Source organism: Methanobrevibacter sp. (genome assembly GCF_045644645.1).
GTDB lineage: Archaea > Methanobacteriota > Methanobacteria > Methanobacteriales > Methanobacteriaceae > Methanocatella.
On sequence record NZ_JAZRHE010000151.1, the window covers coordinates 1 to 26,778 of the forward strand.

Below are 26,778 nucleotides of genomic sequence, written 5' to 3' on the forward strand. Positions count from 1 at the left end.
ATATATTGATTTACAAAACATCAAACATAAAATCATAGGATTTTATGATTAAAGAAGGTGAAATAAATGGGCAAACTAGATGGAAAAATAGCAATCATTACTGGATCAACCTCCGGTATGGGCCGTTCTACAGCTAAATTATTTGCTGAAGAAGGTGCAAAAGTTGTTGTAACTGGAAGAAACGAAGAAAGAGCAAAAGCCGTAGTGGATGACATTAAAGCAGCCGGCGGAGAGGCATTCGCAGTTATTGCAGATATGGCTAATGTTGACGACATTAAAAAAATCTTTGATGAAACCATTGAAAAATATGGAACTGTCGACATTCTGTTCAACAATGCAGGACTTTTAAGCGTGACCCCTCTTTTGGAAATTACCAAAGAAGAATGGGACAAAGTATTTGCAGTTGATGTATACGCTCCATTATACTTAACCCAATTGGTAGCTCCTGTAATGAAAGAAAAAGGAAAAGGTGTTGTAATTAACACTTGTTCAGTAGCATCCTACGCTGCACACTTTGGATTTGTAGGTTACATCTCATCCAAACACGCTATTGCCGGCCTTACCAAATCCATGGCATTCGAACTTGGTCCTGAAATAAGATGTAACGGTATTGCTCCGGGTGCTATCCACACCGCTATGGTGGACAGTATTGGCGGAGTTGAAGCATTGCAGATGATGGTTGACGGAGCTCCTATGAAAAGGGTTGGTCAGGGAGAGGATATTGCTGCATTAGCATTATTCCTTGCTTCTGACGAATCTGAATTCGTAGACGGTCAAATCATCAGATGTGACGGCGGATTTGAGTGTTAATTTTTTAAAAGTAGTTGGATTTTTATCCGCTACCACTATTTTTATTTTTTTATATTGGGTCTTTTTTAGTCCAATATTTGAACTTGAAATGTTACAGTTTTTTGAAAATGTTTTAAAAATTTCTTAAGTTATGGATGAAAAAGGGCTGTTTAATGTTTCAGCAGCAAACACCCCTATTTCAATGTTCAATCCAAAATTACTTCAACAATATGCTTAAACGCTTCCTTTGATTCTGGAACCAACGGATAAATGGCATAAACATGAGTCATTCCCTCACCAACATTCAGCTCAGCATCAACACCATTATCCTTCAGTTTGTTATGGAATTCAACAACATCCGGATAGAATATTTCATGAGTTCCCACAAACAGGGTTGTTTTCGGAAGCCCAGCCACTTCCCCGAACATTGGACTTACCTTATAGTCTTTCGGGTCAAGGTTGCCTGCCCAGGTCTCACCCATTTCACGCAGTCCATCAACGCCAAGCATTGGATCAAATTCAACATCATCATAATCCCCGGACATTGATACATCAAGCCAAGGGGATATCAAAATCAGGTTTGCAGGTTGAGGCAAATCATTGGTCGCCAGATATTCACAAAATGCTGCGGACAATCCTCCTCCTGCGGAATCCCCCATGATTATAATTGGCTTATTCATTGTCAATAAATGCCTATACAGCTTTTCAACAATTTCATAGGTCTCTTCATAGGTATGGTTTGGGGCAAGAGGATATATTGGAGCGAATACGCAAGCGTTGACCTTCTTTGCAAGCTTATCGCAAAAAGAAATGTGGGGCAGCTTAATCTCGTTTACATATATTCCCCCATGAAGGTATCTAAACGCTCAGTATCCTCAATCTCATTGAAAATCACCATCTGACATCCGAACATGTCTCTGCTTTCAGTTTTGGTGCGGTATATCATTTTCGGCATTTCATAGTGTTCATCTTCTTCAAGAGAACGCTCCTTCATATGTTCGCCAGCTTTACCTGCATCGTCAACATATTCCCTGTGCTTTTTATCCAAAGCGGTTTCCACAATCTTTGACATCCTTGACATTTTCTAACTCATATAATGATTTTCTAATCCTTTTTATTTTCTTACATCGATTGTTGCAATTAACTCCTGTTATTCGTTATAAATATATGGCATTTTACCTTTACCACGAGAACCTGTTTAAATAAGATAATAATGAAAATGCTTCTGAAAGCAATTCTCCCATAATTGTTCTCATTTGCGATACCGAACATCTATGAGAGAATTTATTCTAATCAATCAGATTATCTATCTTATCAAAAAGCTCCTGATAGTTATTAAAAAGATTCCTGAATTCATCATCATTTTTAGACATCAAAACTATCTTCAGCCTTTTGTCCTCCTTAAAGATTTTCACCTGGTCGGAATCATGACTGTCATCGAATGCATCAGTGATTAAAGATTTGATTTCATTGTATTTCTCTTCAGTTAAATTATGCATCCTGTTATGGTTCAATATGTCCATTGCATGGACAATTCCATTATCCTGCCTGTCAATACAGGAGGACAGCCTGATTTTCGTATCCATATAATATGGGGCCTCTATCTTATCCCTGCGAAGCACGATTGAAATTTTTGATATCACGTGGTCGTCACTGCAGTTTTCATTTATGAATTTGATCAGCTGAAACTGTTTTATATTTGCGCCATAATTCATGAAATTCATGATATTATATTATTCCCTTTTTATTAATTAATGTCCCCTTCACGAGTTTAAGAAATTGATTATTTTTCCATCATTAAATCTTTCCTACTTTGGGCATTCAAGGTATTGTAATAATATCCCTTCTGTTCCAGCAGTTCCTCATGGGTGCCCTGCTCGATGATGCGCCCTTCATCAATTACAATTATCTTGTCCGCATCCCTGACGGTTGAAAGCCTATGGGCTATTATGAAGCTTGTTCTGTTTTTCATCAACTTGTCCATGGCCTTTTGGATTATCTTTTCCGTCCTTGTATCCACTGATGAGGTTGCCTCATCCAGAATCAGTATCTGCTTGTTTGAGAGAATGGTTCTTGCAATTGTCAAAAGCTGCTTTTGGCCGTGGGAAATGTTGTCCACGTCCTCGTTCAGCATGCTTTCATACCCTTCGGGAATCTGCATTATGAAATTATCCGCATGTGCCTCTTTTGAAGCTGCTATAACCTCCTCTTTGGTGGCGTCCAATTTTCCATAGCGAATATTGTTGAATATGGTGTCATTGAACAGCCATGTATCCTGAAGCACCATGCCCACAAGAGACCTGAGGCTGTGCTTATCATACCTGTTGATGTTTACACCATCGATTTTAATTTCACCGCCATTCAAATCATAGAACCTCATGAGCAGTTTTACGATGGTTGTCTTTCCTGCTCCAGTTTCACCCACAATGGCTATTTTTTCTCCCTTTTTGACCTTAAATGACAAGTCCTTTATTATCAGTTCATCATCTGTGTATCCAAAGTCAACATTCTCAAAACTAATCTCCTCAGAAATTCCCTTGATTTTCTCTTCGGAGGGATTTTCCTCGACATCCATTTCCAAAAATTCGAATATCCTCTCGCTTGCAGCCATTGCGGTTTGAATCATGTTCATTATTCTTGTTATCTGTTCGATTGGGGTTGTGAAGTTTTTGGAGTACTGAATGAATGCCAAGATGTCCCCTACGCTTATTGCATTTTGAAGTACGAAAACAGCTCCGAGGACTGATATGACGACATACTGTAGATTTGAAATGAAATGTACAAAAGGACCTGACAGGCTTGAAAAGAACTTGGATTTCCATTCCTGTTCATACCAGTTTTCGTTTTCCTCATCGAAAATCATCAGGGATTCCTCTTCCTGGTTGAATGACCTGATTATTTCATGGCCGGTGAATGACTCCTCGATCTGTCCGTTCAGTCTTCCCCTGTATTCCAATTGCTTAAGATAATAGTCCTGTGAGAATTTGGTGATTTTAGTTATGATCAGAAAGGCAATCGGAACCAATACAACTGTGGCGAGTGTCAGCCATATATTGATGGACAGCATCATCACAGTAACGCCGATGATGGTGATGACGCCTGTCAGCAGTTGGTTGAATGTCTGAACGATGCCTGACTGCAGGGAATCCACATCGTTTGTGATTCTTGACAGAATATCTCCCCTGGTGTTTTTGTCCAAATTCCCCATTGACAGATGGGTTATCTTTTCAATGAGTTCCCTTCTCAGGTTATAGCTTATATCGGTTGTTATGTCAAGCAGGAGATAACTTTGAAGATATGAAAATACCGCGCTTACCACATACAATATTACAACAGTAGCGAGCAAGCTGACAATGTAGTCCATATTCATGTTTCCGGAGCTTATCCCGTCAAATATCGCTGTTGTGGCAAATCCTATCAGAAGAGGACTTATCACCGAAAATACCGTTGATATGATTCCGCAAACAACTGTCAAACTTACTTTTAACCTATATCCCTTCAAAAGAGAGAATATGTTCTTTATGGACTGTTTGGTATTTGCAGGTTTTTCGGGAGGTGCCCTTCTTGGCTTTCTTGCCATGTCATTTGCCTCCCGCAGTTTTTCTGATGTGGTCTGCATCGATGATGAAATTTGAGGACTCCTCATCATCGTACAGCAGCTCTTTGGATTGTTCTATCTGGGAAGATACTATTTCCCTATAGATGCCGCAATTTTCATTCAGGTAATCATGACTGCCCATGTCGATTATCTCACCGTCATCCAGAACTATTATTTCATCTGCATCCATGATTGTTGAAATCCTTTGTGAGACAATGAGCATTGAGGAATTTTCCTTCAAGCTTTTCAGGTTTTCCTTCACTTTCGCTTCCGTATTCATGTCCAGTGCGGAAAAGCAGTCATCAAAAAGGTAGAAGTCACGTTCGGCTATTATTGACCTTGCCAGCTGAAGGCGCTGCTTCTGGCCTCCTGAAAAATTGGATGCACCCTGTGAAACCTCATCATCCAGGCTTTCTATAAAGTTCACTTCCGCCATATCCAATGCCTTTCTGATTTCCTCATCGCTTGCATCCTCTTTGCCCACTTGAATGTTTGACCTTATTGTTCCCTCGAAAAGGATTGCCTTTTGAGGGGCATAGGAAATTCTCTCCCTAAGGACAGTCAGCTTATAGTCCCTGATGTTTCTATCACCCACCAGGATTTCTCCATCGCTTACATCCTGAAGGCGGGGAATCAGATTCAGAATTGTGGATTTTCCGCTTCCCGTTCCGCCGATTATTGCTGTGGTTTTGCCTTTTTCCAGTTTGAAGCTGATATTTTTCAATGTTTCCTTTTCGCTTCCGGGAAAACTGTAACCTACATTCTTAAATTCAATTGTGGGGTCATCACCTATCCTATCAATCGGACCGTCGCTGATTGATATCTCGGTGTTTATCACTTCGGCAACACGCCGTCCGGACACCAGAATCCTCGGAGTCATCACCAGAAATCCGCCCATCATCAGAAATGCCATTACAATCTGTGTGGCATATTGGGTGAATGCGATGATGGTTCCCGTCAATATTTCGCCTCTGATTGCGTCATATGCTCCAAAGTATAAAATAAGGATTATCATAAGGTTCAGCAACAGGGTCATGGCGGGCATCAGAACCAAAAGTGTCCTGAAGACCTTCAGGTTTACTGATTTGAAGTCCTCATTTGTTTTCCCGAACCTTTCCTCCTCATGGGATTGCCTTACGAACGCCTTGATGACAGGTATGCCCATCAGTATTTCCCTTGATGTCTGATTGATTTTATCTGTCAGTTCCTGCATTACCTTAAAGTATGGCACGACCCTTATGAATATTATCAAAAATGGTATTATCACTGCAGCGAATGTAACCGCAATGATCCATAAAAGATTAGTTCCGAGCTCCATTGCCTTCAGTATGCTTCCTATGCCCAATATAGGTGAGAACAGTATTGTGGTGAAGAACAATCCCAAAAAAATCTGTATCTGATATATGTCGTTGGTGTTTCGTGTGATGAGGGATGCCCTGGATATCCTGTTCAGTTCAAAATTTGAAAACTTCAGGATATTCTCATAGCATATTTTTCTCAAGTCCCTTCCATATGCAGCGGATACCCTGCTTGAGAAGTATGCCAAGCCTATTGTTGCCAGAACCCCTATCAAAACCATTCCCATCATCATGGTTCCTACACCGATTATGTAGTTGAAATCCGTGTTCTTTATACCGACATCCACAATATCCGCAGTGTATGACGGCAGGGTCAGGTTGCAGTAAACGTCAATCAACAGGAATGCAACAATGAGAAAAAGTGGAATTATGCTCTTTTTTAATGGCTTGAGTAATTTTCCTATTGTCTTTAGCGTTTTGGTTAGATTCATATTCCCACTTTTTATTCATTTCTTTTGAAAACATTGAACAAGATTTAAAATTATGATAATCTCTTAAAGGTACCTTTAGATTTTATTATCTATAAACATATTGAATCTATTCAAAACAAGAAAGATAAAGTCAAAAATTTGACATGAACTCAAAAAAAATAAGTGAAAGAATTGAACGGATTACATTCAATCCAATTTTTCCTTGCAGACGCTCCAAATCTTTTCAGATGCCTCATCCAAAGAGCCAACGGAACTTGCCTTTTTGAAAAAGTAATTGGCTTTTGCATAATCATTCAAATCGAAATGAGTGTATGCCTTTCCTTTAAACGCTTCGAATGAATTCTTATCCATTGACAAAACTTTATCATAGACATTTATTGCATCATCCAAATCACCGTTGAGCCTATTCACTTCTGCAATGGCAAGCCAAACTTCAATATCATCCTTTATGGAAAGCGCCTTGATGAACTCATCAATAGCCTTATCATACCTTTTCAAATTAACCAGTGTTTGGGCTTTGAGGACATGTGCATCGAAATTATAATCCCTAATCTCAATGGCCTTATCACAAAGCTCGATTACCCTAATGTATGTTCCATGGGAGTCAGATAAGTTATTAGGATCCACCCTTTCCAGTTTTCTTTTTGCCCTTCTTACATAATCGTCATCACGGTCAAGATACCTTTGGGTGATACGATACTGCTTTTTAACACCATCGGGAATGTCATATGTACCGACCATATCATCTTTAAATCTTGAAATATCATCATATAAATCATCAATTTGATTAAATGCATCTTCACCAAACTCTTCCAAATCAAAATCATCCAATCTTTGTTTAAATTCTCTGGAATCTATTTCCTCCAGAATTACCTTGGATTCATCCTTTAAGAAATCAAGCTTATCGGCTATTGACTGGACCAGGGGAGATTCGAAATATGCCCTGTCGGTGCGTCTCCTGTTGACTTTAATATCTTCATCTTCTTTCACGGTCATCACCACAAACTAATAATTGCTAATGATATTAATTTTTGAATATAAAAATATTTCTATTTAGCTAAATTAAATAGGTTAAATCGTGTGCTAACTAAAGAGTTACATTAAAAATAAAAAATAGTTGGAAAAGCTAGTTTGTCAACAGCTTTTCTAGGAGAACATGTAACTGGATAAATATTTCGCCATCATAATATTTAAAAAAGCGAATAAAACGATTTATTCACTTTTAACTATTTTTAAACCAACATTCGGGTCGGCGCACATTGCTGGAAGATTGATGAAAGTGTTACGATTTTTCTGCTTTACATCTTCACTTAATTCATCCCATGAAACAAGATTCGGATTGGTATTTCCCTCTCCGGAACCGTAACTCCAGCCCAGATTTATTTTAAGCATATACCAACCTTGATGTTCCCTTTTGGCAAAGTGCTCTATATCATGTATGTTGAATTGATTGATGGCTGGTCGTTTATCGTCTAACGGTACAATTTCATATTTTCTTTCCTTTAAAATTCTAACGATGAAATTGGCCTGCTTATAATTGGAATACTGGACATGTTCCTCCAATTTATTAAATTCTTCCTGACCATCATCTTTGCTATCTAAAACACCATTCATATAGAATTCATGCATTTTAAATGTAAGCAATCTGAGTCTTGTCCTAACCACCTTCAATCCTATTGAATCCAAAAGATTTGGAATGTTATAAATTGTATCGATATCCAATTGCTTAACTGAATCCGAAAGTTCCTCCCAAGGAATCAGATATGGTGTCTTGAGGTTTTCAACATCCTTTTTACCGCTTGTAAATGTCCATCCGGTACCTATTTTTTCATCACACCATTCCTTATGTTCATAAATGGCAAGATTCAAAACTTCCTTTTCAAGGAAATCCTCTTTCAAAATAGCCGGCCGTGGGTCTGACTTGTCGGCAATTTCACAGCCGATCATGTTTAACTTTTTAGGGATTGACCTTGCCTGCCTTATATTGGCCAACTTCAGGGATGGGGTCAGGTCCTTGAATGGTATTAGATTATCATAGCTTTTCTGCAATGACTCATCAATTTCAATGCCCTGTTCTTTATTCTTGTTGTATTCCGCCCTAATGGTGTTCTGATATTGTTCATGAGTCTGAATTGCAAGTTTTTCAACATTCCTTATCAAAACGTCAGGAGCCTGTATTTCAGAGATGTCCATGTCCCTCATGATCGAATCTTCAACATCAGGCCTGATTTTAGTAACAACAGTCAAGCCTTTATCAAAAACTGTTGTTTGCAAATCGAGAACTTCATTAATGAACCCTTCCTTATCTTTGGAAAATCCAAGACCCATGGATCCGTTATTCAGGATATATTCCACATCCATTCTGCGGTCATCTATTTCTATAATCAAATCATTGACATGGAATTTCTTTTTATCTATTATTCCAAAAGGCTGTCTGTTCCATTCCTGAAGCTCATCGCAAAGAATCAGCAGAAATGCAATCGGATTTGATTCGGGGGCAAGCAATTCAAGGTTGAACGGATCTTTCTGCAAGGTCTTATTGTAGTAATTATGCAATAATATTGCAGTTGCACTGTCCACAATCGGGTAAAAGAAGAAATCGTTGTTTTTTGCATGTTTCTGAATAAGCTTGCCGTATGAATTCAGAACCAGAATTGCAGAGTAGAATCCGTGGTCGATGAAGTTGTTTTCCTTCATGTAATAGACAAATGAATTCAAACGTTTGACCAATTCTCTGAAGAGGTCATCGCTTAGATTAAAATCCTTTGTTATTTTATGGGCCATGATTTCAGTAGGCTTATACAGATCCAAAATCTTTGACCTGTTGTTTTTGGAACGGTAATTGTCTACAAAATCATATGGCTGCAGTTTGACAATGGTGTTGAATTCATCGAAATCCTTAAAATCGATTCCAACATCCACATCATAGTTGTTTGATATGGATTTGACGCTGTCGCTGATGATTTTATTTAATTGCTTTCCAATGATTTCAAAAGGATATCCTATATCGTGGAAAAGGGATGCGATACCCCATCGATATAAGAATTCCTCATTTGACATTTCTCCATCAGCGGTTTTGTAGAATTTTTTATAATCGCTTGATTTAACATACTTCTTGAATATGCGCCTGTAATTTTTATTTCTTGCATAAATGGCCAAACCTAAAAGGAAAACGTTTACTGAGTGAATAAAATGGTCCCTTTGCCTTTCAATCAATTCCCCCGTATTGTCCTCATATTTCTTCATTATCTTTACTAAGTCCAAAAGGGTGTTGGGTTCGCTGATTATCTTTGACTTATCGCTTGATGCATGGGATTTATCCTCCGGAGTTATCTGATAAATCATGAAAAATGTTTGATAGATTTCATTTGCAGTGTAATCGCTTTCATAATCCAAAAACACATCTATTCCTGTCTTTAATAAATCTTTATAATTATGGCCATTGTTATAGTCATCATATAATTCCAAATCATCAAAAAACTCATCGATGTAACTCTTTAAATTGTCATTTTTTATTTCACCCATTGCTACCACCTTATAACTTAATGTTTGTAATTTAATAATTAAAATAAGTTTTTGTTACAGTGGCATATTTCAAATAATGATTCCAACATTCTGTGGAGATTTCATTGAATCAATCGATGATAAATTTCAACTGTTTCTGCACATCCTTGATGTCTTTCAACTCCGTTGACAAATCCATATCAAGATATGTCTTCACTCTAGTGTTGAAGCTTGAAGACATGATTATCTGCTTTGAGAAAACCTTATATGACTCAACAGGACAATGCCCCACAATCATGAACTTGGAGCCGACAACATCCAGAAACCTTTCAACATCCGCCCTTGTGTAGTCGGTCACATGTGTGTACCTATTCCACAGGAATTCCTGAAGTATCGGATCAGAATAGTATCCTTCAAAAATCTTATTGAAGGATTCTATGGAATTGACCTTATCTGAAGGACCTGAATGTGAAATGAAAAGTCCGTTTGCTGTTGTTAAAAAATAGGGCATTGTTTTGAAAAATCTTATGTAATTGGTCAGATGAGGTTCGATGTAACCCTTTTTATAGGATATCAAGTTCTTAAATTCAAAAAGAAGATCTTTGCTGTTTTTATAAATATTATCATTTGTAATATGGGCGCATTCATGGTTTCCGAGAAGTGTGTGGAAGTTAGGGTATTCCTTTGATTTGCTTATCGCATCATCCAGAATCTCAACGGACCCGTCGGTTCTCTCATCCATTCCATGAATCAGGTCCCCTGTAAAAACGATGTGGAAATCCGAATCGCTTTCATCCCACAAATCCAAATAGGCATTATAATCATCCAGATTGCCGTGTAAATCTGTTACGACAATCAGGCGGCCATAATCCGGCAATTCAATTAGTTTATCATTGATCATCTCCATCCCCTGCCATCAGTTTGTTAAGCACTTCCATGACTTTGGACAAATCAGACATGGAATCCAAATCCAGAAATCGATTCGAATTGCTTTTCTTTAAAACAACTGTTGATTTTGCTGATTTCTTCTTCATGAAACTGCCTCCATTATTTAGATTTGCCCCATATATATTTAAATCGCATAAAGCTTTTCATTTACTCACGCTCGTCAAGTTCGTACAATAAATTAACTATGTCAAATAATTCCCCATAGTCATTATCGTCCATGGCATCATGTGCCCTTTCAATCAGCTCATCTGCAAGCCTTTCATTATTGGCATAGATTCCTTCAAACTTGAGGTTGACGAAGCACTCTTCGATAACCCTGTTTTTATTTAATGCAACATATTTCTCAATCAGACTGGAATGGAAATTCTTCAATTCATCCAGATTGTAATTCTTATAATCATCATCAATTTCAAACAATTCATTTTCCCTTATTGCCTTCACTTTATTTTCAACATTTTCCATTAAGGCCGAATATTCCAAATCCCTTTTAAAATCTTCAACGATGCTTTCCAAATAATTCAAATAGATTGAACTTAGATTTAATGAAATCGGATTATTTCTAGCCATTTCAAGCAATCTGTCAATATATTCCAGGACATCACCCTTTACGTTAAATGAATAATCCTCAAGCCATCCCATATCTTTAATTAATCTTACATATTGATCGAATAATTCATCAAATGCAATATTATCATTATATATGTGAAATGAATTGTTCAAATAGGGAATGTAAACTTTTCTGCCTCGAATCAAGCTAGGTGACTTTTCATCAAGGGGAACCTTTACATCACCCTTGCATATTTTGATTCTGAATTTCTTACAAGGCAAATCTACATTGAATGTTCCGTCTATTCCCAATTGAATTTTTGATGATGGGCAATCATCATTCTTGAATTCGATTGAATATCCTAAAAATGAGAATTTGCTGTCAGGACAGAATACCTTTCCCTTAAGTCCAATCTTTTGTTCGCTGAAAATTACAGAAAACTTTTCGCTTTTGACAATCTGCTGTGGTTTTTCCAGGCTTCCAGCATAGATTGCAGCACCTATTGAAACAACAGTCAACGGATTTATTCTGGAAGTTGTTTCAATGTCAAATTCCTCCTCGATTAAATCCTGAACTGCCGGACTTAAGCAGGATCCTCCAGCAAGAATAATCTTGTCAATATTTTCCTCAGACAATAAGTTATCGTTTAATAGATTTCGGCATAATTTAAAAGTATATTTGAGCGAAGGTTTTATAATTTCCTTGAAGTCTTCTTGCGTTAAAGTATATTTAAAGTCATAGCCTACAAAAAGATTGCTGATGCATATGTCTGTTCTGTCGAATTTGGCCAAATCTTTTTTAGCCAGCTCTGCAGCATCCCTAAGTTTTGAAAATACATCACGATATTTCGGATTGTTAAGTCTGAAATCATCCAGATTCAAATCCTGAGATATTTTCGGACGGAACAAATCATTAATAATCTTCCAATCAAACGAATTTCCCCCAAGATTGTCCAAACCTTCAGTTGCAACCATTTCAATGCCGCCCTTATTTTCATGGATTATGGAGACATTAAAAGTTCCACCACCCAAATCATAAACCATCCAATATGCATCATCCTTTCTAAGATCGTATGCAAGGCTAACGGCAATTGGCTCCGAAATCAAATTATACGATCTGAATCCTGCAAGATTTGCCGCATCAATAATGGCCTTGGTCTTTAGGGGATTTGAATTTGCGGGAACGCAAATAACGGCATGCCCAATGTCAACGCCACATTGTCGATAAACAGACAATCTCAATTCCTTAAGCACTTCCGCAGACAGTTCTTCAGGAAACATTACCCTTGAAGATCTTTTAAATGTGAATGGTATTGAAAAGCCCATGTCATTCTTGAATCCGCTGACGGCATTGTCCGAATTGGAGATTATCGCATTTCTTGCATCCAACCCAACCTGAACATCATCATTTTCGTCAAGCAAAACTGCAGATGGGGTGAAATCATCCCCCGTCTTATGATTCTTTATGACTATCGGATTTCCATTGTTGAAATAGGAAATCACAGAGTCAGTGGTTCCCAAATCAATTGCATAGTCAATTGTGTCCTGCTTTATTTTATCTGTTCTTTTAAAAAGCATCCTCATGTTCTGTTTCCATAAGGACAATCTATATGCATATTCGGATTTGGTCTCAGCATCACAAACAACTGCAAACTCCATCAGATTTGCCGCTTCAGCCAAATAGTTCAATTTAGCCAAACGAATCGATTCGACGACTATCTCGTCAACAGAATATGTTTTTAAGGTTGGAATTATGTTTTCATATAGGCTTTCAATTTCCTCATTCCCCTCCATCAGACTTTCAAGCAGAACAACCGATTTGAACAGGCTCCCATGCCTTTCCAGGTCAATGAAAATTTCCCATAAATCAATATAATGCTGATATTTACTCCTAATCGATGGATTGTAAGCGATTGCTTCCTCTAAAAGATTGCAGGACAACCTATAATTTTGTCCTTTCAGGTTAACTGTGAATGCCTTTGAGATCAATTTTAAATCCGGACGTCTTGATTTCCAGATTCTGAGTGTTTCAGAATAACATTTACGGACATCATAATCCTGCAAAACCTCAGCTTCCAATATTTCAATTGCATCCTGCAAACCGTTTTCACATTTTGCAAGCCTGAAAGCTTCCTTTATGGAAGTATTGATGACATATTCAGAGTATTCATCACGATAATCGTGAGGATTGCTGTTTTCAAATACAATTTGTTTGGAGTTATATTCATCAATGGCTTTTTCAACATCATCCAAAAGTTCACCGGCATCCAAATATCTATTTTCAGGATTGAAATCCAAACATTTGCACACTATCCTATCCAGATCATCAGAAACTTTAGAATTATAATGGCTTGGAGGATTTAAAGCCTCTTTCCATGGTTTCAAATCAATCAAATCCTCATTTGAATATTCATCGATAGGATATGGATATCTATTGGTCAGCAATTGATAAAATATGACACCAATTGCATAGATATCCGTTTTGGTGGATATTGACTTGTCGAATATTTCCGGAGCCATATACGGCCTTGTTCCTGCAATGTCAATGTCTGAAATGCCCGTAGTGACTTCCTTTGCAAAACCGAAATCGGAAATCTTAGTGATGATGTCACCGCAGGCATTGAACTTGAGCAAAACATTGTTTGGCTTCAAATCACGGTGAATGATGGGTGGATTGGCCGAGTGCAGTGTGTCCAAACCTTTAAGAATTTGGCGAATCAAATCCATACTGCGACTTAAAGGCATGAAAATATTGTTTTCAGCAAAAGAATTCAGGAAGTGCTCCAAATCCCCTCCGCTGACATATTCCATTATAAAATAAGCATGGCTTTTTCCTCCATCAAGGCATGATATTTCACCCGCATCAAAAATGCTTATGACATTTTCATTCCTAAGCTGGCAGGCAAGGGTGACTTCACGAAAAACATCCTTTTTGTTGGTGGTTATGGACAATGGCTCCTTAACAATCTTCATTGCCATCAGCATGTCTAGATAATTATGCCTTACAAGGTAAACCTTTGCAAAGGATCCTTCGCCCAGGAATTTTCTAACCTGAAATTTGCCATTGAAAAAATCTTCTATTTGGTGTTTAACTTCATCAAACCCCATCACTATCGCCAAATCTGATTAAATTCATTCAAAAGAACAATAAATTACTGCACCACCGTTGCCCCGGGACAACTTTAAAAATGAATTGGATTTCAATTTGGTGGCCTTGCCTTTCTGCACTTCGATGTCACCTATGAAAGTTCCGTTTGAACTGGCCTCATCAATAATATACCACCCATCATTTTCCCAGAACAATTTCAAATGAGGTTTGGATATGCTTGAAACAGTGTCATAGCTATTGTCCAAAAGAATTGCGACTGAAGAGAAATCATCTTCACTTGAATCGGATTTTCTTCCAATAAGAACAATTTCATCCCTTTGAATCTTAAATGTTTTGCCCTTGTCAACCCCATTGAAAACTGTCAGGACACAGTAATCGCCGTCATGGAATTTCTGATTGGATTTGTACAAATCAAAGAAAGTGAAAAGCTCATCTGACAAAAAGTTAATTTCCAAAAACAGATCATCAAATGCGTCCTCTTTTAAAACAAATGCCTTGACTGTCCTTTTGCCAATCTTGTTGGGAACTTCCTTTTTTACATCGATTTCAGAAACCAGGTTCGCATCAACAAGCTTTTTCATGTGCTGACCAAACATTTGGGGAGTTATATTAATATTATAATTATTCAAAAGAATTGAATTCAATTCGCGAGAATATAATGGATTTTTATTGTATTTCTGATTATCCCTCAAGATTTCCAAAATAGAAAATCGCACCTTATTGTTAACGGCTGCAAGCTTTAAAGAGATAAAATTAGATTCATCATAATCTAGAACAACAGTTTTATTAATGTCTGAATCATCCATCCCAAAAATCCTCCTAAAAATTATTAATAATATATCTTTTAAATGAAATATTTAAAATTTCTTGAATTCAGACTCAAATGGAACTGCTTAAGACATCATGAAACCCAATCAAATCATTTTCCCGCAAATTTAACCTGGCCATCAGTTCGCTCACGAGTGCATCGAGCAATACCAATGCGGAAATCTCAAATGTGGTTCCCATCAAAACCAATTCCAATGGAAGATATATGTTTTTTATACCATTGGTCTTTTCGTCCAAATCGCCAATGCAATCTGCAGCACTTTTGTCAGTGAAATCAACGGAATGTCTGGGAAGCATTTCGAGTTTGGATGTGACTTCATCATTGCTCTCAAACACGGCCATGTATGAATCTATGAATCCGCCGATTTCATCATCATCCAGATTGGCCGAATCCTCATCAACGGATTCGATTACGATATTGGCATCGGCCTTTTTGGCCAGATTGCTATCAAAGTCCCCGCATACCGCCAATAGCTTTACGTTTGCAAACTGCGAGTCGTCAACGATTTGGGTAATCGAATTGGACTTGCCGGACTTTGAAATGATGATAATGATGTCCCCGTCATTGACCGGAGGGGCAATGGACTCATTGAGGACATAGACATAAAATCCCAGATGCATCAGCCTCATGGCAAAGGACTTCGCAACAAAACCTGACCTTCCGGCGCCGGCAAGAAATATTGTTGTCCCCCTTTGAGGATCCCAGCGCCTGTTGGACGCATCCAGAATGATATCCCCAAACCGGGAAATCGAACTTTCCTGACTTTGAACTATATGCCTGCATCTGTTGAGACTCTTCAATATACTATCCAGGGATAGATTCATATACTTTAAATCTGACATGACCACCATTCCTATGCCTTGAAATTGTAAACCGGTTTTACAACATCGACAATGTCCACGCTGCCCGCAACGTTTTCAACGATTGAGCTCATTGGCTTGTAGGCCATCGGAGACTCGTCCAGAGTATCCTTGCCGACGGATGTTGAGTAGATTCCCTCCATCGCCCTTTCAAACTCATCAAGTGAAAACATTTGCTTTGCCTGGGAACGCCTGTACAGACGTCCTGCTCCATGGGGAGCGGAATAATTCCAGTCGGGATTGCCCTTGCCCTTACATATTAAAGACCCCTCGCGCATGTTTATTGGAATTATGAGGGTTTCACCCTTATCCGCTGAAACCGCACCCTTCCTTAAAATCATCCTGTCCATGTCGATGTAGTTGTGAACAGTTGTAAAATGTTTAGTGTAATCCATTCCGTATTCGCTCAGTATTGTCTCCGCAATGGCCTTGCGGTTTAATGAGGCATAATCCTGCATGATTCCCATATCATGAATGTAGTCATCAAACAGTTTTCCTTCGCAGTAGATCATATCCTTGTCAGAGGCCATATTATGAAATCTTTTGAATTCCTTCAGGGACTGGTTCTGATAGTGTTCGCAGACATCAGCACCTATTCTGCGGCTTCCTGAGTGAATCACCAATATCAATTCATCATCCTTTGTCCTGTTGACTTCAATGAAGTGATTTCCCCCGCCAAGGGTGCCCAGATAAAAATTGCCTTCGCCTCCTGCCTCAAGCTTGAAGTAGCATCTGAGCTCTGTCAGGTCGAAATCCTTCATGAAATGGTGTGGAACAACACTCCTATTATATCCATAAGGCACCTTGGAGCGAATGATGCCGTCCAAGCGTTCGAAATCTATTTCATTTGTGTCGAGGTAGAAAACTTCCATTCCGCAACCGATATCTGAGCCGACGAGATTTGGAACGACCTTGTCTGATATTGTCATGGTGGTTCCGATTGTGCAGCCAATTCCTGCATGGATGTCAGGCATCATGCGGATCTTTTGGCCTTCAGCTATCGGCTGGTTGAGAAATTGAATGACCTGTGAAATGCTGTCGTTGTCGACATCGTCTGAGAATACCTTAGCTGTCGCATATTTGCCCTTAAGTTCAAACATATCATCACCCCATACAGTTAGTTATTTAAAGTTTGATTCAAGTCCCATATAAATCAGGTAAAGCGTTTGCTTTAGTCAAACCTACAATCAATAATATTTAAATTCATTTTATTTTCAGTTTCTATATGGTTTCCATCGTTTGCAATGCTATTTTTAAATTCGGAACTTTTTACAGTTAAAATATTTTCATTATAAATAGCCCCTCCATAAACAGCGGCATTTTTATCAAATAAAGAGTTTTTGATAACCAAGTTTCCTCTATTGTAAATTGCTCCCCCATCAAACTCCGAACCGTTTGACTTGAAAATTGAATTGTAAATGTTTAAAATAGAATCATTGTAGATAGCTCCACCAAAATCCGATCTGTTCTCCTCAAATAAGGAACTTTGTATGGTCAATTTAGAATTAGGTGCATTATAGATGGCTCCGCCCAAATCATCTGAAGAATTGTCAATGAATCTGCAGTTTTCAATTGTCAAATCACCCCGATTGTCTATGGCGGCACTCAGGTATTCGCAATAGTAGTTTTTGAATAAAATATTTTTTAAAGTAATGTTTGAAGCATTAATTATAAATAAAGGTGCTTTCCTGCATCCGTCAATAGCATAATCATTCCCATCGATGATTAAATCATCACCGTTGATTTCGATGCCTTCATCGCATTCTTCCTCTTCGCCATCTTCTAGAATTACATCTTCGGTTAATGTTATCTCTTTTGCTCCGCTATTAATCAATTCTTCAAATTCCTTGAAATTCATGTTATCACTACCTGAACAATGCCCCTAAACCAGTACTTTCATCACCGCCTCTACTTAGTTTAATTATTTCATCAGTTGAAACTTCTTTTCCATTTTTATCTATCAATGTTACTTCACCCGTGTTTAGTATCCTATGTTCCTCTTTAAACCTACAATTTTCAAGAGTTAGATTAGCTTTATTTATGATAACTTCATTTTTATTACTTTCAAAACTGCAATTTTCAAGTGTTGCCGTGTTGCTGTTCTCAATTTTTACAGTATCTTTAAATATAATGTTTTTCAAGGTTACATCTTTGCCGGTTATAGTCATGTTTCCATTTATTTCATGCATTTGACCATCGATGCACAGTCCACCGGCATCAAGTTTTCCATCCTCAAAAAAGATATAATTGCTTTTTAGTGAAATATCTTTTTCACCTGAATCCATCATGTTTTTAAAATCTATTTCAGTATTGACATTTTCAATGACCTGTTCGGCTTTAATTTTACTTTCCAAAGGATTATCATCACATAATAAAAATTCTTTAACATTAATTAACTCATCACCATATTGATTATTCCTAAAATCACAATTTGACATGTATAATTGTCGAACTTTTATTAAGTTTGATCTAATATCATTATTTTCAAAATTACACTCACTGCAATATACTCTGCCAGACAAACCATAACCATCCCCTATTGCCATCAAAATCAAAGCATGATACGTTTGATTGCAAATAAATTTTGATTTTTTAATAATAAACCTAACATCACCCGCACCATATATGATTGATGAATCTTTGGATTTATTTTTTTCAAAATTACATTCCCCAAATTTTACACAACTATTACGGGTAGCGATAGCTGCCCCATTATATCCCGAATTTCTTTTAAAATCACAATCATGAAAACTTAAATTTGAATCTTTAGACTCACACGCTGCACCATATTGTGCAATATTCTTGTTAAAATTGGATTTTAAACAAATCAAATCTGAATCATCAAGACTGATTGTCGCACCTACCTTTTCTGCACTGTTTTTTGAAAATTCACATCCCAACAATTCTATTGAAGATTTATTGCCATAAATTGCACCGCCCCGTGATGCAAAATTATCTATAAACCCACAATCAATTGTTTTTAATGAACTGTCTTTAATATTAAGAGATCCTCCACTTTTTACTGAATCATTTGACTCGAAAATGCAATTTTCAAGAGTTATATTAGCATTTGAAATGTTGATTGCTGCCATATTTGAAAATGAATTTTTAAAGATAATGTTTCTTAAAGTAACCTCAGCGGAAGAAATATTGAAAATGCATGATTTTCTATTAGCGTCAATAATATGGCCATTTCCATCGATAACCAATTTCATTTCACTGATTCCAATGCCCTTTTCAAAACTTTTATCATTATTGATTATATCACTATCCAAATGGATTTCTAAACAATCATCATTTTCTGAATTGAAACTAATCAAATCATTTAGATACTTGAAATCATTTTTGTTTTCCCCAGCATATAACTCATCCAGATAACGAATTTTACCCGTTCCGCCCGCCATATAACTTGGACCTGGACTATTAAAACCAAAAATCCCTCTTTTTTCACCATGTTTTTCAATGAAATTATTCAAATATTCCTCTTCACTTTTAGAGAGATAAATCAAAGCGGAATTTTCAATTGATGAGCCTTTTTCAAATTTACACTTTTTAATGGATAAACAACATCTATTCAGCATATCACCAACAATATTGGAGTTGAATATGTTTAAAATTCCATCATTATAAATATTATCATCAGTATGACTTTTAAAATTGGAATTTTCAATATTTACTGTTCCATTTAAATTAAATATTGCATCAGCAATATGATAACAGGTTTCACCAAGATATGTTGTACGATTATTTGAAAAATTACAATTCAAAATGTTTAAAGAACCATTTTCATTATATATTGCTCCACCGTATCGTCCGGACAAATTTCGGATAAATTCGCAATTTTCCAATATGATTTCCCCGTCAATATTAGCTATTGCTCCACCACTTCCATCATAATCCGCAGTGTTTTCCTTAAAAACAGTATTTTGTATATGGATAGCTCCCTTTTTATTACGAATTGCACCACCATCCTTAACTGAAACGATATTTTCAAAATGGCAATTGATAATTTTTAAATTTTTGCCAAAATTATTTAAACTATCAACTATATTACAATCACATAATATCAATTTACCCTCATTTACTGAATAAGATAATTTGCAATTTTTAAGTTGAACATCTCCTCCATAGGCATTATTTAACCCAAATAACCTAGAATTCTTAAAATAAGCCTCTCCAGAATTAATAAACTTATAAATTTTAGAATTTTTGGCATGTGTTATACCTTCATTAATCAATATAGCAAAATCCTTAAAATTGCAATTACACATATGTAATGATTCTTGAGTAATTAACTCAAAATTCTTAAATGTGCAATTTTCCAATTTAACAAATCCCGTCCAAGTAATCTTCAAGTTATTGTAACTATCCAATTTGATATTCTTAAAAATACATTCATCATCAAAAATAAAATCTATGTTTTGAATATTCAAACTAACACTATGCCCATCACCATCAATGATTAACTTTGGAATTTCAATACAATCCCTATCTATTTCTTCATCCGAGAAATCCAATACAACATCTTCAGTTAAGGCAATCTCTTCTGCTCCACTGTTAAGCAATTCTTCAAATTCCCGAAAATCCACATTAACACTACCCGAACAATGCATCTAAACCCTTAGCAGATTCATCTCCATCAAGGTCATCATCATCTTTTTCATCCACTATATTTTCAAAATCATGATCTTTAAAAGTACAATTTATGTATTTTACATCCATTTTACGAGTGTTAAGGATTGATTTACTGGCATTGATGAAATTAATGTTCTTAAATGTAATATGATTGGAATGTATGACAAAAATTCTTCCGCAATTATCTGCATCAATAGTGTGGCTCTGACCATCAATAACCAAATTATCAAAACAGACATCAATACCGTCCTTAAATTTCTCCTTTTCGAAATCTTCTTTTTTAATATCTCCAACAAGACATGTTTCAATAGATTTTATTTTTTCCAGCCCCTCCTTTTCAAAAATTGATTTGAATTCCTGAAAGGCGGCATTTGAAATTAGATTATTTAAATAAGTGAAATTATTGGAATTTCCATCCCTCACTTCTTTTATAGATGACTCAATACCGGCATTGGAATTAACCGGAGCATTATTCCCATAGCCTGCAATGCCTGAAAAACTATTATTTTCAAAATAGTAATGATTTTTTACTTCATACAGAGCTTCACTGTTACGGATATTTGAATCCCTGATAAATAAAAACGAATTGAAACAGTTATAAACCATGAAAGCACTATTTTCAAAAAAATCACAATTATCCATCATTAAAGGATAAATTGAACATAGAATATCCGGATGTCTTCTGGAATAGTCTGTGCAATTATCCGAAATCAAATATGTCACTGATTCATTATCTCGAATTTCTGAGTTTCTTAATTTTAAATAAGCATCTTTTGATGTGATTAAGGATAGCTGAGAATAGTTTTCAGTGAACTGCATATCATCCATAACTAAAGAACTTCCGTTTTCAGATAATATGACCCCTCCAAAATCAACATGATTTATCTCCATCCTTCCCGAATAATTATTTATGAATTTGCATCGCCTTAATTTAACGGAACTGTCATTTAGATATAGAATACCCATATGTGCAAAGTTATCCTCAAAAACGCAATTGATAAAACTGACATTCCTGTCTTTCAAAGACATGACTGATCCCCTATAATGGGATGCATTCCTAAAGCGGACATTCCTAAAGCAGATATTGTCGCCTACAATATTGAAAATCTGCTGGAAATTCCCATTTATCACATGATTTTTTCCATCAAACATTAAATTATCCAAATCAAGCACAATAGCTTCAGTCCTATCAGGATTATAAAAGACATCTGAGTCCAAAACAAGCTCTTTTTGATAGTTCAAATCGGAATCAATCTCTTTTATATTATTTTCAATCAAATTCTCCAGGTATTCATCATCCGCATAACCCTCCGGTTTAAAATCATGAACTTTTGAAAGAAAACCTTTTTCATCCCTATTTAACTCTTCTTTACGGTCAAACAATAAGTCATCAATATTGAAATCGTCCAATGTTTTCCCATTTAACTTAACCAGATATTGATTATCCCTAGTTGAAAATATTCCTAAAGAACCACAATTATCAAAAAGGCCTCTGATTTTATAATCGCTGCCGAAATCATGGTAAAAATCGCAATCCTTTATTATTGACCTTCCCCGATTGAATATGCAATAGTTTTTTTTACTTTTAAAACTGCAATTCTCCATGCTTAATGAAGCGTCATCATCATTAAAAATGGACTCTCCAATATCATATGCAAGAGATTCATTATCCTCAAAATTACAATTGATTAAAAACAGATCAGAATTTTTATTGCATATGGCCCCTCCGCTTTCTCCATAATCATTGTTTGCCATATCAGTATTATTGTTTTTAAAATTGGAGTTTTTTATGATTGTTTTAGTGCGGAAATAATAGCTTTCGGCCAATATTGCACCACCATTTGTGTCTAAAGCAGTATTATTGAAAAAATGGCAATTATCCATTTCCATATCTGAATTGCTGTGAATCGCTCCGCCACCATCCAAATCAAATCCCTGACTTGCATAGTTCCTATCGAAGCGACAATTCCTTAAAGACATATAAGCGCCTGGCGAACTTGAAATTGCACCCCCTCCAATAGAGCGATTATCCCCAAATTCGCAGTTTTCAATATTAACATATCCCAGATAATCCCCACAAACTTCCATTAAGGAGAGATTTCTATCACAAGTTTCAAGTTTTTTACTTAATTCCTCATCCAAATCATCAAAAAACCAGCTGCAAACTGCTCCACCCATTCTAGCCTCATTGGAATGAAAACCACAGCTTTTAACATCCATAGAATTTTTGCTATAGATGGCTCCGCCATGGGATTTCGCTGTGTTACTTTCGAATTCTGATTCTGCAATGTTAATGATGCCATTAATATTGCATATTGCCCCGCCATGCTCATTTGCCGTGTTGTCATTGAATATGGATTTCATTATTGTTATTTCACCATCCTCGTTGAATATTGCTCCGCCCGAACTGGATGCGTTATTAATGAAACCGCAATTTATTAAAGTCAATTTTGGATTCTGATTGACTTTTAATGCTCCTCCATATCCATTTTTCAATGTGATATTCTTGATTGTGATGTTTTTTCCGGTGATGAAAAATATTCGTGTCTTTCCGCATGCATCAATAGCATAGTCTCCTCCATCGAGGACTAAATCATCAACATCCAAATTAATGCCTTCCAAGTATTCTGACTCATCATCATCCAAAACAACATCTTCTGTTAAGGAAATCTCCCTTACACCACTATTGATTAATTCTTCAAATTCCTGGAAATTCATATTCTCATCACAACAATAACTATAATAACAAAACAACTTGATTATGAGTATAATTTAATATTATATTTAACCAGTATAAAGTTAATACTTTCTTTGAATTAAATACCATTAAACCAAAATTTTATAATATGAAAAAATTGATTAACAGTTTTAAATACGCCATTGAAGGATTAATTAATGTTACTCATGATGAGAAAAACTTACGAATCCATTTTATTATTATGACTTGTGTTATTATTTCGGGATTAAATGTTAAGTTAACTACATTTGAATGGATTATTTGCATTATCCTATTTGGCCTCGTAATAAGTGCTGAAACATTCAATACTGCTTTAGAAAAAACCTTGGATTATGTTAATGAAGACTATGATGAAAAAATCAAATTCATAAAAGATGCTTCGGCAGGTGCTGTTTTATCAATTGCCATCACGTCAGCAATCATTGGATTAATCATTTTTCTTCCAAAATTGCTTTAACTTTCCTTAAAACACGGCAGATTTCTTTAAAGCAGGCATCATATACTTTATAATCCCCACCAAACGGGTCATTGATGTCAAACGGATATTCATTGATGAACTCCTTAATTGTGTAAATCTCCAAATCAGGATAATGAATATCGAGTTTATATTTCTGATGCATCTCAAATGTCAAGACCAAATCCATATCCTCAATATTTGAGTCCTTAAAGTATGTTGCCCTGTGCTTTGAAATATCAATTCCATGGGATTTGCAGACATCCAATGTGTTTTTGGATGGGTGTTGCCCGTTTTCTGCCGCAACCCCCGAAGAGCAAACTTGAATTTCATCTTCAACCATCCGTTTGAATATTGCTTCGGCCATTGCACTTCTGCAGGTGTTTCCAGTGCAGACAAACATTATTCTCATTTAATCACTCCATTCTTTATGAATCTCCAGGATTTTTTCTAAAGCCTCTTTAATTTCAAAGTAACAAACGACATGATCCCCCAAACTTTCACTTGACGGATCTTTGATATCCAAATCATCATAAGCTCCACTGTACTCCTTAATCGTATATGCATTTACTTTTGGATATAATTTTCTTATTTTATCCCTGTTGGATGTTGTGGCAGTCAAGACCAAATCGACATTTCCAAAATCCACATCACAAACATTTGTTGTTTTAAAATCCGCCAGATCAATGCCATGTTTTCTGCAAACGAGAATCGCGTATTCATCAGCATTCTCACCGGATCCCAATAAAAAGCCTGCAGATGAAACATCAACATCCCTAACCATTTTTTTAAAAATTCCTTCAGCCATCGGGCTTCTTGAAGTGTTTGCGCTGCAAAGAAAAACTATTTTCATAACCATAATTCTATCTTTGAACATTATATAAGTTGACTAAAGCAAAAGCTTTATCTGATTTAATAACATTTTTATCCAAGAATAATATGAGGTGATAAAATGTGCGGAATTGTCGGATGCATATTGAAGGAAAATAAGGATGTAGCAACTATCCTGTTTGAATGCATCTCCATGTTAGAATACAGGGGATACGACTCCATAGGAATGGCCACTTACGATAATGAAATCAACATCAGAAAGGCGAAGGGGGACATCGAAACCGTGAACGGCAAAGTGAATTTCAAAAATATGAAGGGTCACCTTGGAATTGCACACACCAGATGGGCATCAACAGGCAAGCCGACCGATGAAAACGCCCATCCTCAGCTGGATGACGGCGGAAGCGTTGCGGTTGTCCACAACGGAACTTTGGAAAACTACTCCCAAATCAAGGAGGAACTGATTGGGAAAGGCCATAAATTCAAATCAACAACCGACACCGAAGTCATTCCGAATCTAATCAGGGAATACATGGATGAAGGATTGGACCTTGAGGATGCCCTCAGAAAGGCCACAGGAAAGCTTAAGGGATCATATGCAATTGTCGCCTTTGCAAAAGACGAGCAGGACAAGATTGTTGCAACCAGAAAGGGCTCACCACTGATTGTATCATACGGAAAGGAAGGCTATTTCGTTGCATCTGATACTCCTGCAGTGCTGAATCATGCACGCAATGTAATCAGGCCAAAGGAAGGCGAAATCGCAATACTGACCAAAAATGGCATTGAAATTCATGACAAAAACGGCAAAAGCGTCAAATGGAAATCAGAGTATATTGACTGGACACCTGAAATGGCTCAAAAGGAAGGCTATGACCATTTCATGATTAAGGAAATCATAGAACAGTCAGATGCCGTTGAAAACACACTTGGCCAAAAGGAAAACATCAAAAGGGTGATTGACGAAATCGGAGATGTAAAAAGAATCTGCTTTGTTGCCTGCGGAACATCATACCACGCTTCAATCAGCGGAAAATATCTGATTGAGTCACTTGCAGGCATTCCGACAGATGTCATCATCGCCTCTGAAACCAAATACACTGCAAAGACCTGGGACGAGGACACACTGGTGGCATTCATTTCACAGTCCGGCGAAACATACGACTCCCTCATGGCACTTAAAGAGGCGAGAAAAACCTCTAAAACATTAGCTATTGTTAATGTTGCAGGATCAGCCATGAGTGAAGAGGCGGAATTCGTAATCCAAACACAGGCAGGTCCCGAAATTGGGGTTGCAGCAACAAAAACATACATTGCACAGCTGACAGCAATATATCTCTTTGCCGGGCTTCTGGCAGGGGACGATGATTTGATTGGTCAATTGGAGAAGGTTCCAGCATACATCAATGAAGTGACCTCTGAAAGAGACTATATTAAAGAGCTGTCTTCAAGATATGACCTTGCCGATGATGCATTTTATCTTGGACGTGGATTCTCATATCCGATTGCCCTTGAAGGTGCCCTGAAGCTGAAGGAAATCACCTACATTCATGCCGAAGGATATGCTGCAGGGGAATTGAAGCACGGCCCGCTCGCACTGATTGATGAAGACGTTCCAGTGTTTGTAATCATCCCTCCTGGAGAGGACTATGATAAGACAATGACCAATCTGGAGGAAGTCAGGGCGCGCGATGCCATTATCCTGAGTGTCGCAGCGAAAGGGGATGAAAGAATAGCTGAAAATTCAAGGATGGTTTTTGAAATAAATCCTGAAGTAACAGACATTATCGCCCCACTGGTCTATATCGTGCCTTTGCAGCTGATTTCATATTATGTGACACTTGACAAGGGCTATGATCCCGACAAGCCAAGAAACCTTGCAAAAGTGATTACTGTATAGGTCATGAAGTCCAGTTTGGCTTCATGATTTTCTTATTTTTTAAATAGTTAACTTAAAACTTGATTTTATTAAGCATGATTAAGGATTACCCCAATAGTTAAAATAAATGAAACTAACTCTTTGATATGGCATCTACAATTAAATTAACATGAAATGTAAATAGAAGATTTTAATGTAAATTATATTAAATTAAACAAGAAAAATGAGGAAAATACAGTTTTTGCAACTATTTGAAAGAATTTTATGAAA

General features: G+C 36.8%; 21 protein-coding genes. 3 read left to right on the plus strand and 18 right to left on the minus strand.

Annotation, left to right across the window (positions count from 1 at the left end; all coding sequences use genetic code 11):
* The first annotated feature begins 66 nt into the window (after nucleotides 1-66).
* Nucleotides 67-810, plus strand: a complete 744-nt coding sequence (locus tag ACKI4K_RS09490) for an SDR family NAD(P)-dependent oxidoreductase (RefSeq protein WP_407424544.1) — start codon at nucleotides 67-69, stop codon at nucleotides 808-810.
* A gap of 185 nt (nucleotides 811-995) precedes the next feature.
* Here ACKI4K_RS09490 and ACKI4K_RS09495 read toward each other — a convergent pair whose 3' ends face one another.
* From ACKI4K_RS09495 to ACKI4K_RS09570, 16 genes are all read right to left on the minus strand, one after another.
* Complete coding sequence (locus tag ACKI4K_RS09495; RefSeq protein ID WP_407424583.1) at nucleotides 996-1,631, minus strand: alpha/beta hydrolase; 636 nt, start codon at nucleotides 1,629-1,631, stop codon at nucleotides 996-998.
* Nucleotides 1,622-1,870: a hypothetical protein gene (locus ACKI4K_RS09500; protein ID WP_407424546.1), complete on the minus strand. Its 249-nt coding sequence runs from the start codon at nucleotides 1,868-1,870 to the stop codon at nucleotides 1,622-1,624. The genes ACKI4K_RS09495 and ACKI4K_RS09500 overlap by 10 nt, the downstream gene beginning before the upstream one ends.
* A 208-nt stretch (nucleotides 1,871-2,078) precedes the next feature.
* Nucleotides 2,079-2,513, minus strand: coding sequence for a hypothetical protein (locus ACKI4K_RS09505; protein WP_407424548.1), 435 nt, complete (start codon nucleotides 2,511-2,513; stop codon nucleotides 2,079-2,081).
* Nucleotides 2,514-2,572: 59 nt separating this feature from the next.
* Complete coding sequence (locus ACKI4K_RS09510) at nucleotides 2,573-4,438, minus strand: ABC transporter ATP-binding protein (protein WP_407424550.1); 1,866 nt, start codon at nucleotides 4,436-4,438, stop codon at nucleotides 2,573-2,575.
* Nucleotides 4,371-6,176 carry an ABC transporter ATP-binding protein gene (locus ACKI4K_RS09515; protein ID WP_407424552.1) on the minus strand — a complete coding sequence of 602 codons (1,806 nt, stop codon included), beginning with the start codon at nucleotides 6,174-6,176 and terminating at the stop codon, nucleotides 4,371-4,373. Before ACKI4K_RS09515 ends, ACKI4K_RS09510 begins: the two co-directional genes overlap by 68 nt.
* 186 nt (nucleotides 6,177-6,362) lie before the next feature.
* A complete protein-coding gene (locus ACKI4K_RS09520) occupies nucleotides 6,363-7,166 on the minus strand; it encodes a tetratricopeptide repeat protein (RefSeq protein ID WP_407424554.1) in 804 nt (267 codons plus the stop codon).
* A gap of 222 nt (nucleotides 7,167-7,388) precedes the next feature.
* Nucleotides 7,389-9,701 carry a RyR domain-containing protein gene (locus tag ACKI4K_RS09525; protein ID WP_407424556.1) on the minus strand — a complete coding sequence of 771 codons (2,313 nt, stop codon included), beginning with the start codon at nucleotides 9,699-9,701 and terminating at the stop codon, nucleotides 7,389-7,391.
* A 109-nt stretch (nucleotides 9,702-9,810) separates the two neighbouring features.
* Nucleotides 9,811-10,581, minus strand: a complete 771-nt coding sequence (locus tag ACKI4K_RS09530) for a metallophosphoesterase (RefSeq protein ID WP_407424558.1) — start codon at nucleotides 10,579-10,581, stop codon at nucleotides 9,811-9,813.
* Nucleotides 10,571-10,714, minus strand: a complete 144-nt coding sequence (locus ACKI4K_RS09535; protein WP_407424560.1) for a hypothetical protein — start codon at nucleotides 10,712-10,714, stop codon at nucleotides 10,571-10,573. Before ACKI4K_RS09535 ends, ACKI4K_RS09530 begins: the two co-directional genes overlap by 11 nt.
* 61 nt (nucleotides 10,715-10,775) lie before the next feature.
* Nucleotides 10,776-14,282, minus strand: coding sequence for an Hsp70 family protein (locus ACKI4K_RS09540; RefSeq protein ID WP_407424562.1), 3,507 nt, complete (start codon nucleotides 14,280-14,282; stop codon nucleotides 10,776-10,778).
* Between the two features lie 24 nt (nucleotides 14,283-14,306).
* Nucleotides 14,307-15,089 carry an FHA domain-containing protein gene (locus ACKI4K_RS09545; RefSeq protein ID WP_407424564.1) on the minus strand — a complete coding sequence of 261 codons (783 nt, stop codon included), beginning with the start codon at nucleotides 15,087-15,089 and terminating at the stop codon, nucleotides 14,307-14,309.
* A gap of 73 nt (nucleotides 15,090-15,162) precedes the next feature.
* Complete coding sequence (locus tag ACKI4K_RS09550) at nucleotides 15,163-15,954, minus strand: SIS domain-containing protein (RefSeq protein WP_407424566.1); 792 nt, start codon at nucleotides 15,952-15,954, stop codon at nucleotides 15,163-15,165.
* Between the two features lie 11 nt (nucleotides 15,955-15,965).
* On the minus strand, nucleotides 15,966-17,072 hold the full coding sequence (locus tag ACKI4K_RS09555; RefSeq protein ID WP_407424568.1) for an RtcB family protein: 1,107 nt from the start codon (nucleotides 17,070-17,072) through the stop codon (nucleotides 15,966-15,968).
* A gap of 71 nt (nucleotides 17,073-17,143) precedes the next feature.
* Complete coding sequence (locus ACKI4K_RS09560; protein ID WP_407424570.1) at nucleotides 17,144-17,830, minus strand: hypothetical protein; 687 nt, start codon at nucleotides 17,828-17,830, stop codon at nucleotides 17,144-17,146.
* Between the two features lie 7 nt (nucleotides 17,831-17,837).
* On the minus strand, nucleotides 17,838-20,585 hold the full coding sequence (locus tag ACKI4K_RS09565) for a hypothetical protein (protein ID WP_407424572.1): 2,748 nt from the start codon (nucleotides 20,583-20,585) through the stop codon (nucleotides 17,838-17,840).
* Nucleotides 20,569-23,325 (minus strand): hypothetical protein, encoded by a 2,757-nt coding sequence (locus ACKI4K_RS09570; protein WP_407424573.1) that lies wholly within the window; start codon nucleotides 23,323-23,325, stop codon nucleotides 20,569-20,571. The genes ACKI4K_RS09565 and ACKI4K_RS09570 overlap by 17 nt, the downstream gene beginning before the upstream one ends.
* Nucleotides 23,326-23,453: 128 nt before the next feature.
* On the opposite strand from ACKI4K_RS09570, the gene ACKI4K_RS09575 reads away from it, so the two are divergent.
* The gene (locus ACKI4K_RS09575) at nucleotides 23,454-23,801 is read left to right on the plus strand and encodes a diacylglycerol kinase family protein (RefSeq protein WP_407424575.1); all 348 of its coding nucleotides are present in this window, start codon (nucleotides 23,454-23,456) and stop codon (nucleotides 23,799-23,801) included.
* Here the strand turns inward: ACKI4K_RS09575 and ACKI4K_RS09580 are convergent.
* Both ACKI4K_RS09580 and ACKI4K_RS09585 read right to left on the minus strand, forming a co-directional pair.
* Nucleotides 23,776-24,210, minus strand: coding sequence for a low molecular weight protein arginine phosphatase (locus tag ACKI4K_RS09580; RefSeq protein ID WP_407424577.1), 435 nt, complete (start codon nucleotides 24,208-24,210; stop codon nucleotides 23,776-23,778). The two genes, ACKI4K_RS09575 and ACKI4K_RS09580, sit on opposite strands and share 26 nt — an antisense overlap.
* Nucleotides 24,211-24,651, minus strand: coding sequence for a hypothetical protein (locus ACKI4K_RS09585; protein ID WP_407424579.1), 441 nt, complete (start codon nucleotides 24,649-24,651; stop codon nucleotides 24,211-24,213).
* 99 nt (nucleotides 24,652-24,750) lie between these two features.
* Here ACKI4K_RS09585 and glmS point away from each other — a divergent pair, with 99 nt between their 5' ends.
* Nucleotides 24,751-26,529, plus strand: a complete 1,779-nt coding sequence (gene glmS, locus ACKI4K_RS09590; RefSeq protein WP_407424581.1) for a glutamine--fructose-6-phosphate transaminase (isomerizing) — start codon at nucleotides 24,751-24,753, stop codon at nucleotides 26,527-26,529.
* Nucleotides 26,530-26,778: the final 249 nt, after the last annotated feature.

What these genes read in the sequence shown, in the direction of transcription:
- ACKI4K_RS09490 (WP_407424544.1), top strand. Translation starts at nt 67, where the DNA reads ATGGGCAAACTAGATGGAAAAATAGCAATCATTACTGGATCAACCTCC.
- ACKI4K_RS09500 (WP_407424546.1), bottom strand. Translation starts at nt 1,870, where the DNA reads ATGTCAAGGATGTCAAAGATTGTGGAAACCGCTTTGGATAAAAAGCAC.
- ACKI4K_RS09505 (WP_407424548.1), bottom strand. Translation starts at nt 2,513, where the DNA reads ATGAATTTCATGAATTATGGCGCAAATATAAAACAGTTTCAGCTGATC.
- ACKI4K_RS09510 (WP_407424550.1), bottom strand. Translation starts at nt 4,438, where the DNA reads ATGATGAGGAGTCCTCAAATTTCATCATCGATGCAGACCACATCAGAA.
- ACKI4K_RS09515 (WP_407424552.1), bottom strand. Translation starts at nt 6,176, where the DNA reads ATGAATCTAACCAAAACGCTAAAGACAATAGGAAAATTACTCAAGCCA.
- ACKI4K_RS09525 (WP_407424556.1), bottom strand. Translation starts at nt 9,701, where the DNA reads ATGGGTGAAATAAAAAATGACAATTTAAAGAGTTACATCGATGAGTTT.
- ACKI4K_RS09530 (WP_407424558.1), bottom strand. Translation starts at nt 10,581, where the DNA reads ATGATCAATGATAAACTAATTGAATTGCCGGATTATGGCCGCCTGATT.
- ACKI4K_RS09535 (WP_407424560.1), bottom strand. Translation starts at nt 10,714, where the DNA reads ATGAAGAAGAAATCAGCAAAATCAACAGTTGTTTTAAAGAAAAGCAAT.
- ACKI4K_RS09540 (WP_407424562.1), bottom strand. Translation starts at nt 14,282, where the DNA reads ATGGGGTTTGATGAAGTTAAACACCAAATAGAAGATTTTTTCAATGGC.
- ACKI4K_RS09545 (WP_407424564.1), bottom strand. Translation starts at nt 15,089, where the DNA reads ATGGATGATTCAGACATTAATAAAACTGTTGTTCTAGATTATGATGAA.
- ACKI4K_RS09550 (WP_407424566.1), bottom strand. Translation starts at nt 15,954, where the DNA reads ATGTCAGATTTAAAGTATATGAATCTATCCCTGGATAGTATATTGAAG.
- ACKI4K_RS09555 (WP_407424568.1), bottom strand. Translation starts at nt 17,072, where the DNA reads ATGTTTGAACTTAAGGGCAAATATGCGACAGCTAAGGTATTCTCAGAC.
- ACKI4K_RS09560 (WP_407424570.1), bottom strand. Translation starts at nt 17,830, where the DNA reads ATGAATTTCAAGGAATTTGAAGAATTGATTAATAGCGGAGCAAAAGAG.
- ACKI4K_RS09565 (WP_407424572.1), bottom strand. Translation starts at nt 20,585, where the DNA reads ATGCATTGTTCGGGTAGTGTTAATGTGGATTTTCGGGAATTTGAAGAA.
- ACKI4K_RS09570 (WP_407424573.1), bottom strand. Translation starts at nt 23,325, where the DNA reads ATGAATTTCCAGGAATTTGAAGAATTAATCAATAGTGGTGTAAGGGAG.
- ACKI4K_RS09575 (WP_407424575.1), top strand. Translation starts at nt 23,454, where the DNA reads ATGAAAAAATTGATTAACAGTTTTAAATACGCCATTGAAGGATTAATT.
- ACKI4K_RS09580 (WP_407424577.1), bottom strand. Translation starts at nt 24,210, where the DNA reads ATGAGAATAATGTTTGTCTGCACTGGAAACACCTGCAGAAGTGCAATG.
- ACKI4K_RS09585 (WP_407424579.1), bottom strand. Translation starts at nt 24,651, where the DNA reads ATGAAAATAGTTTTTCTTTGCAGCGCAAACACTTCAAGAAGCCCGATG.
- glmS (WP_407424581.1), top strand. Translation starts at nt 24,751, where the DNA reads ATGTGCGGAATTGTCGGATGCATATTGAAGGAAAATAAGGATGTAGCA.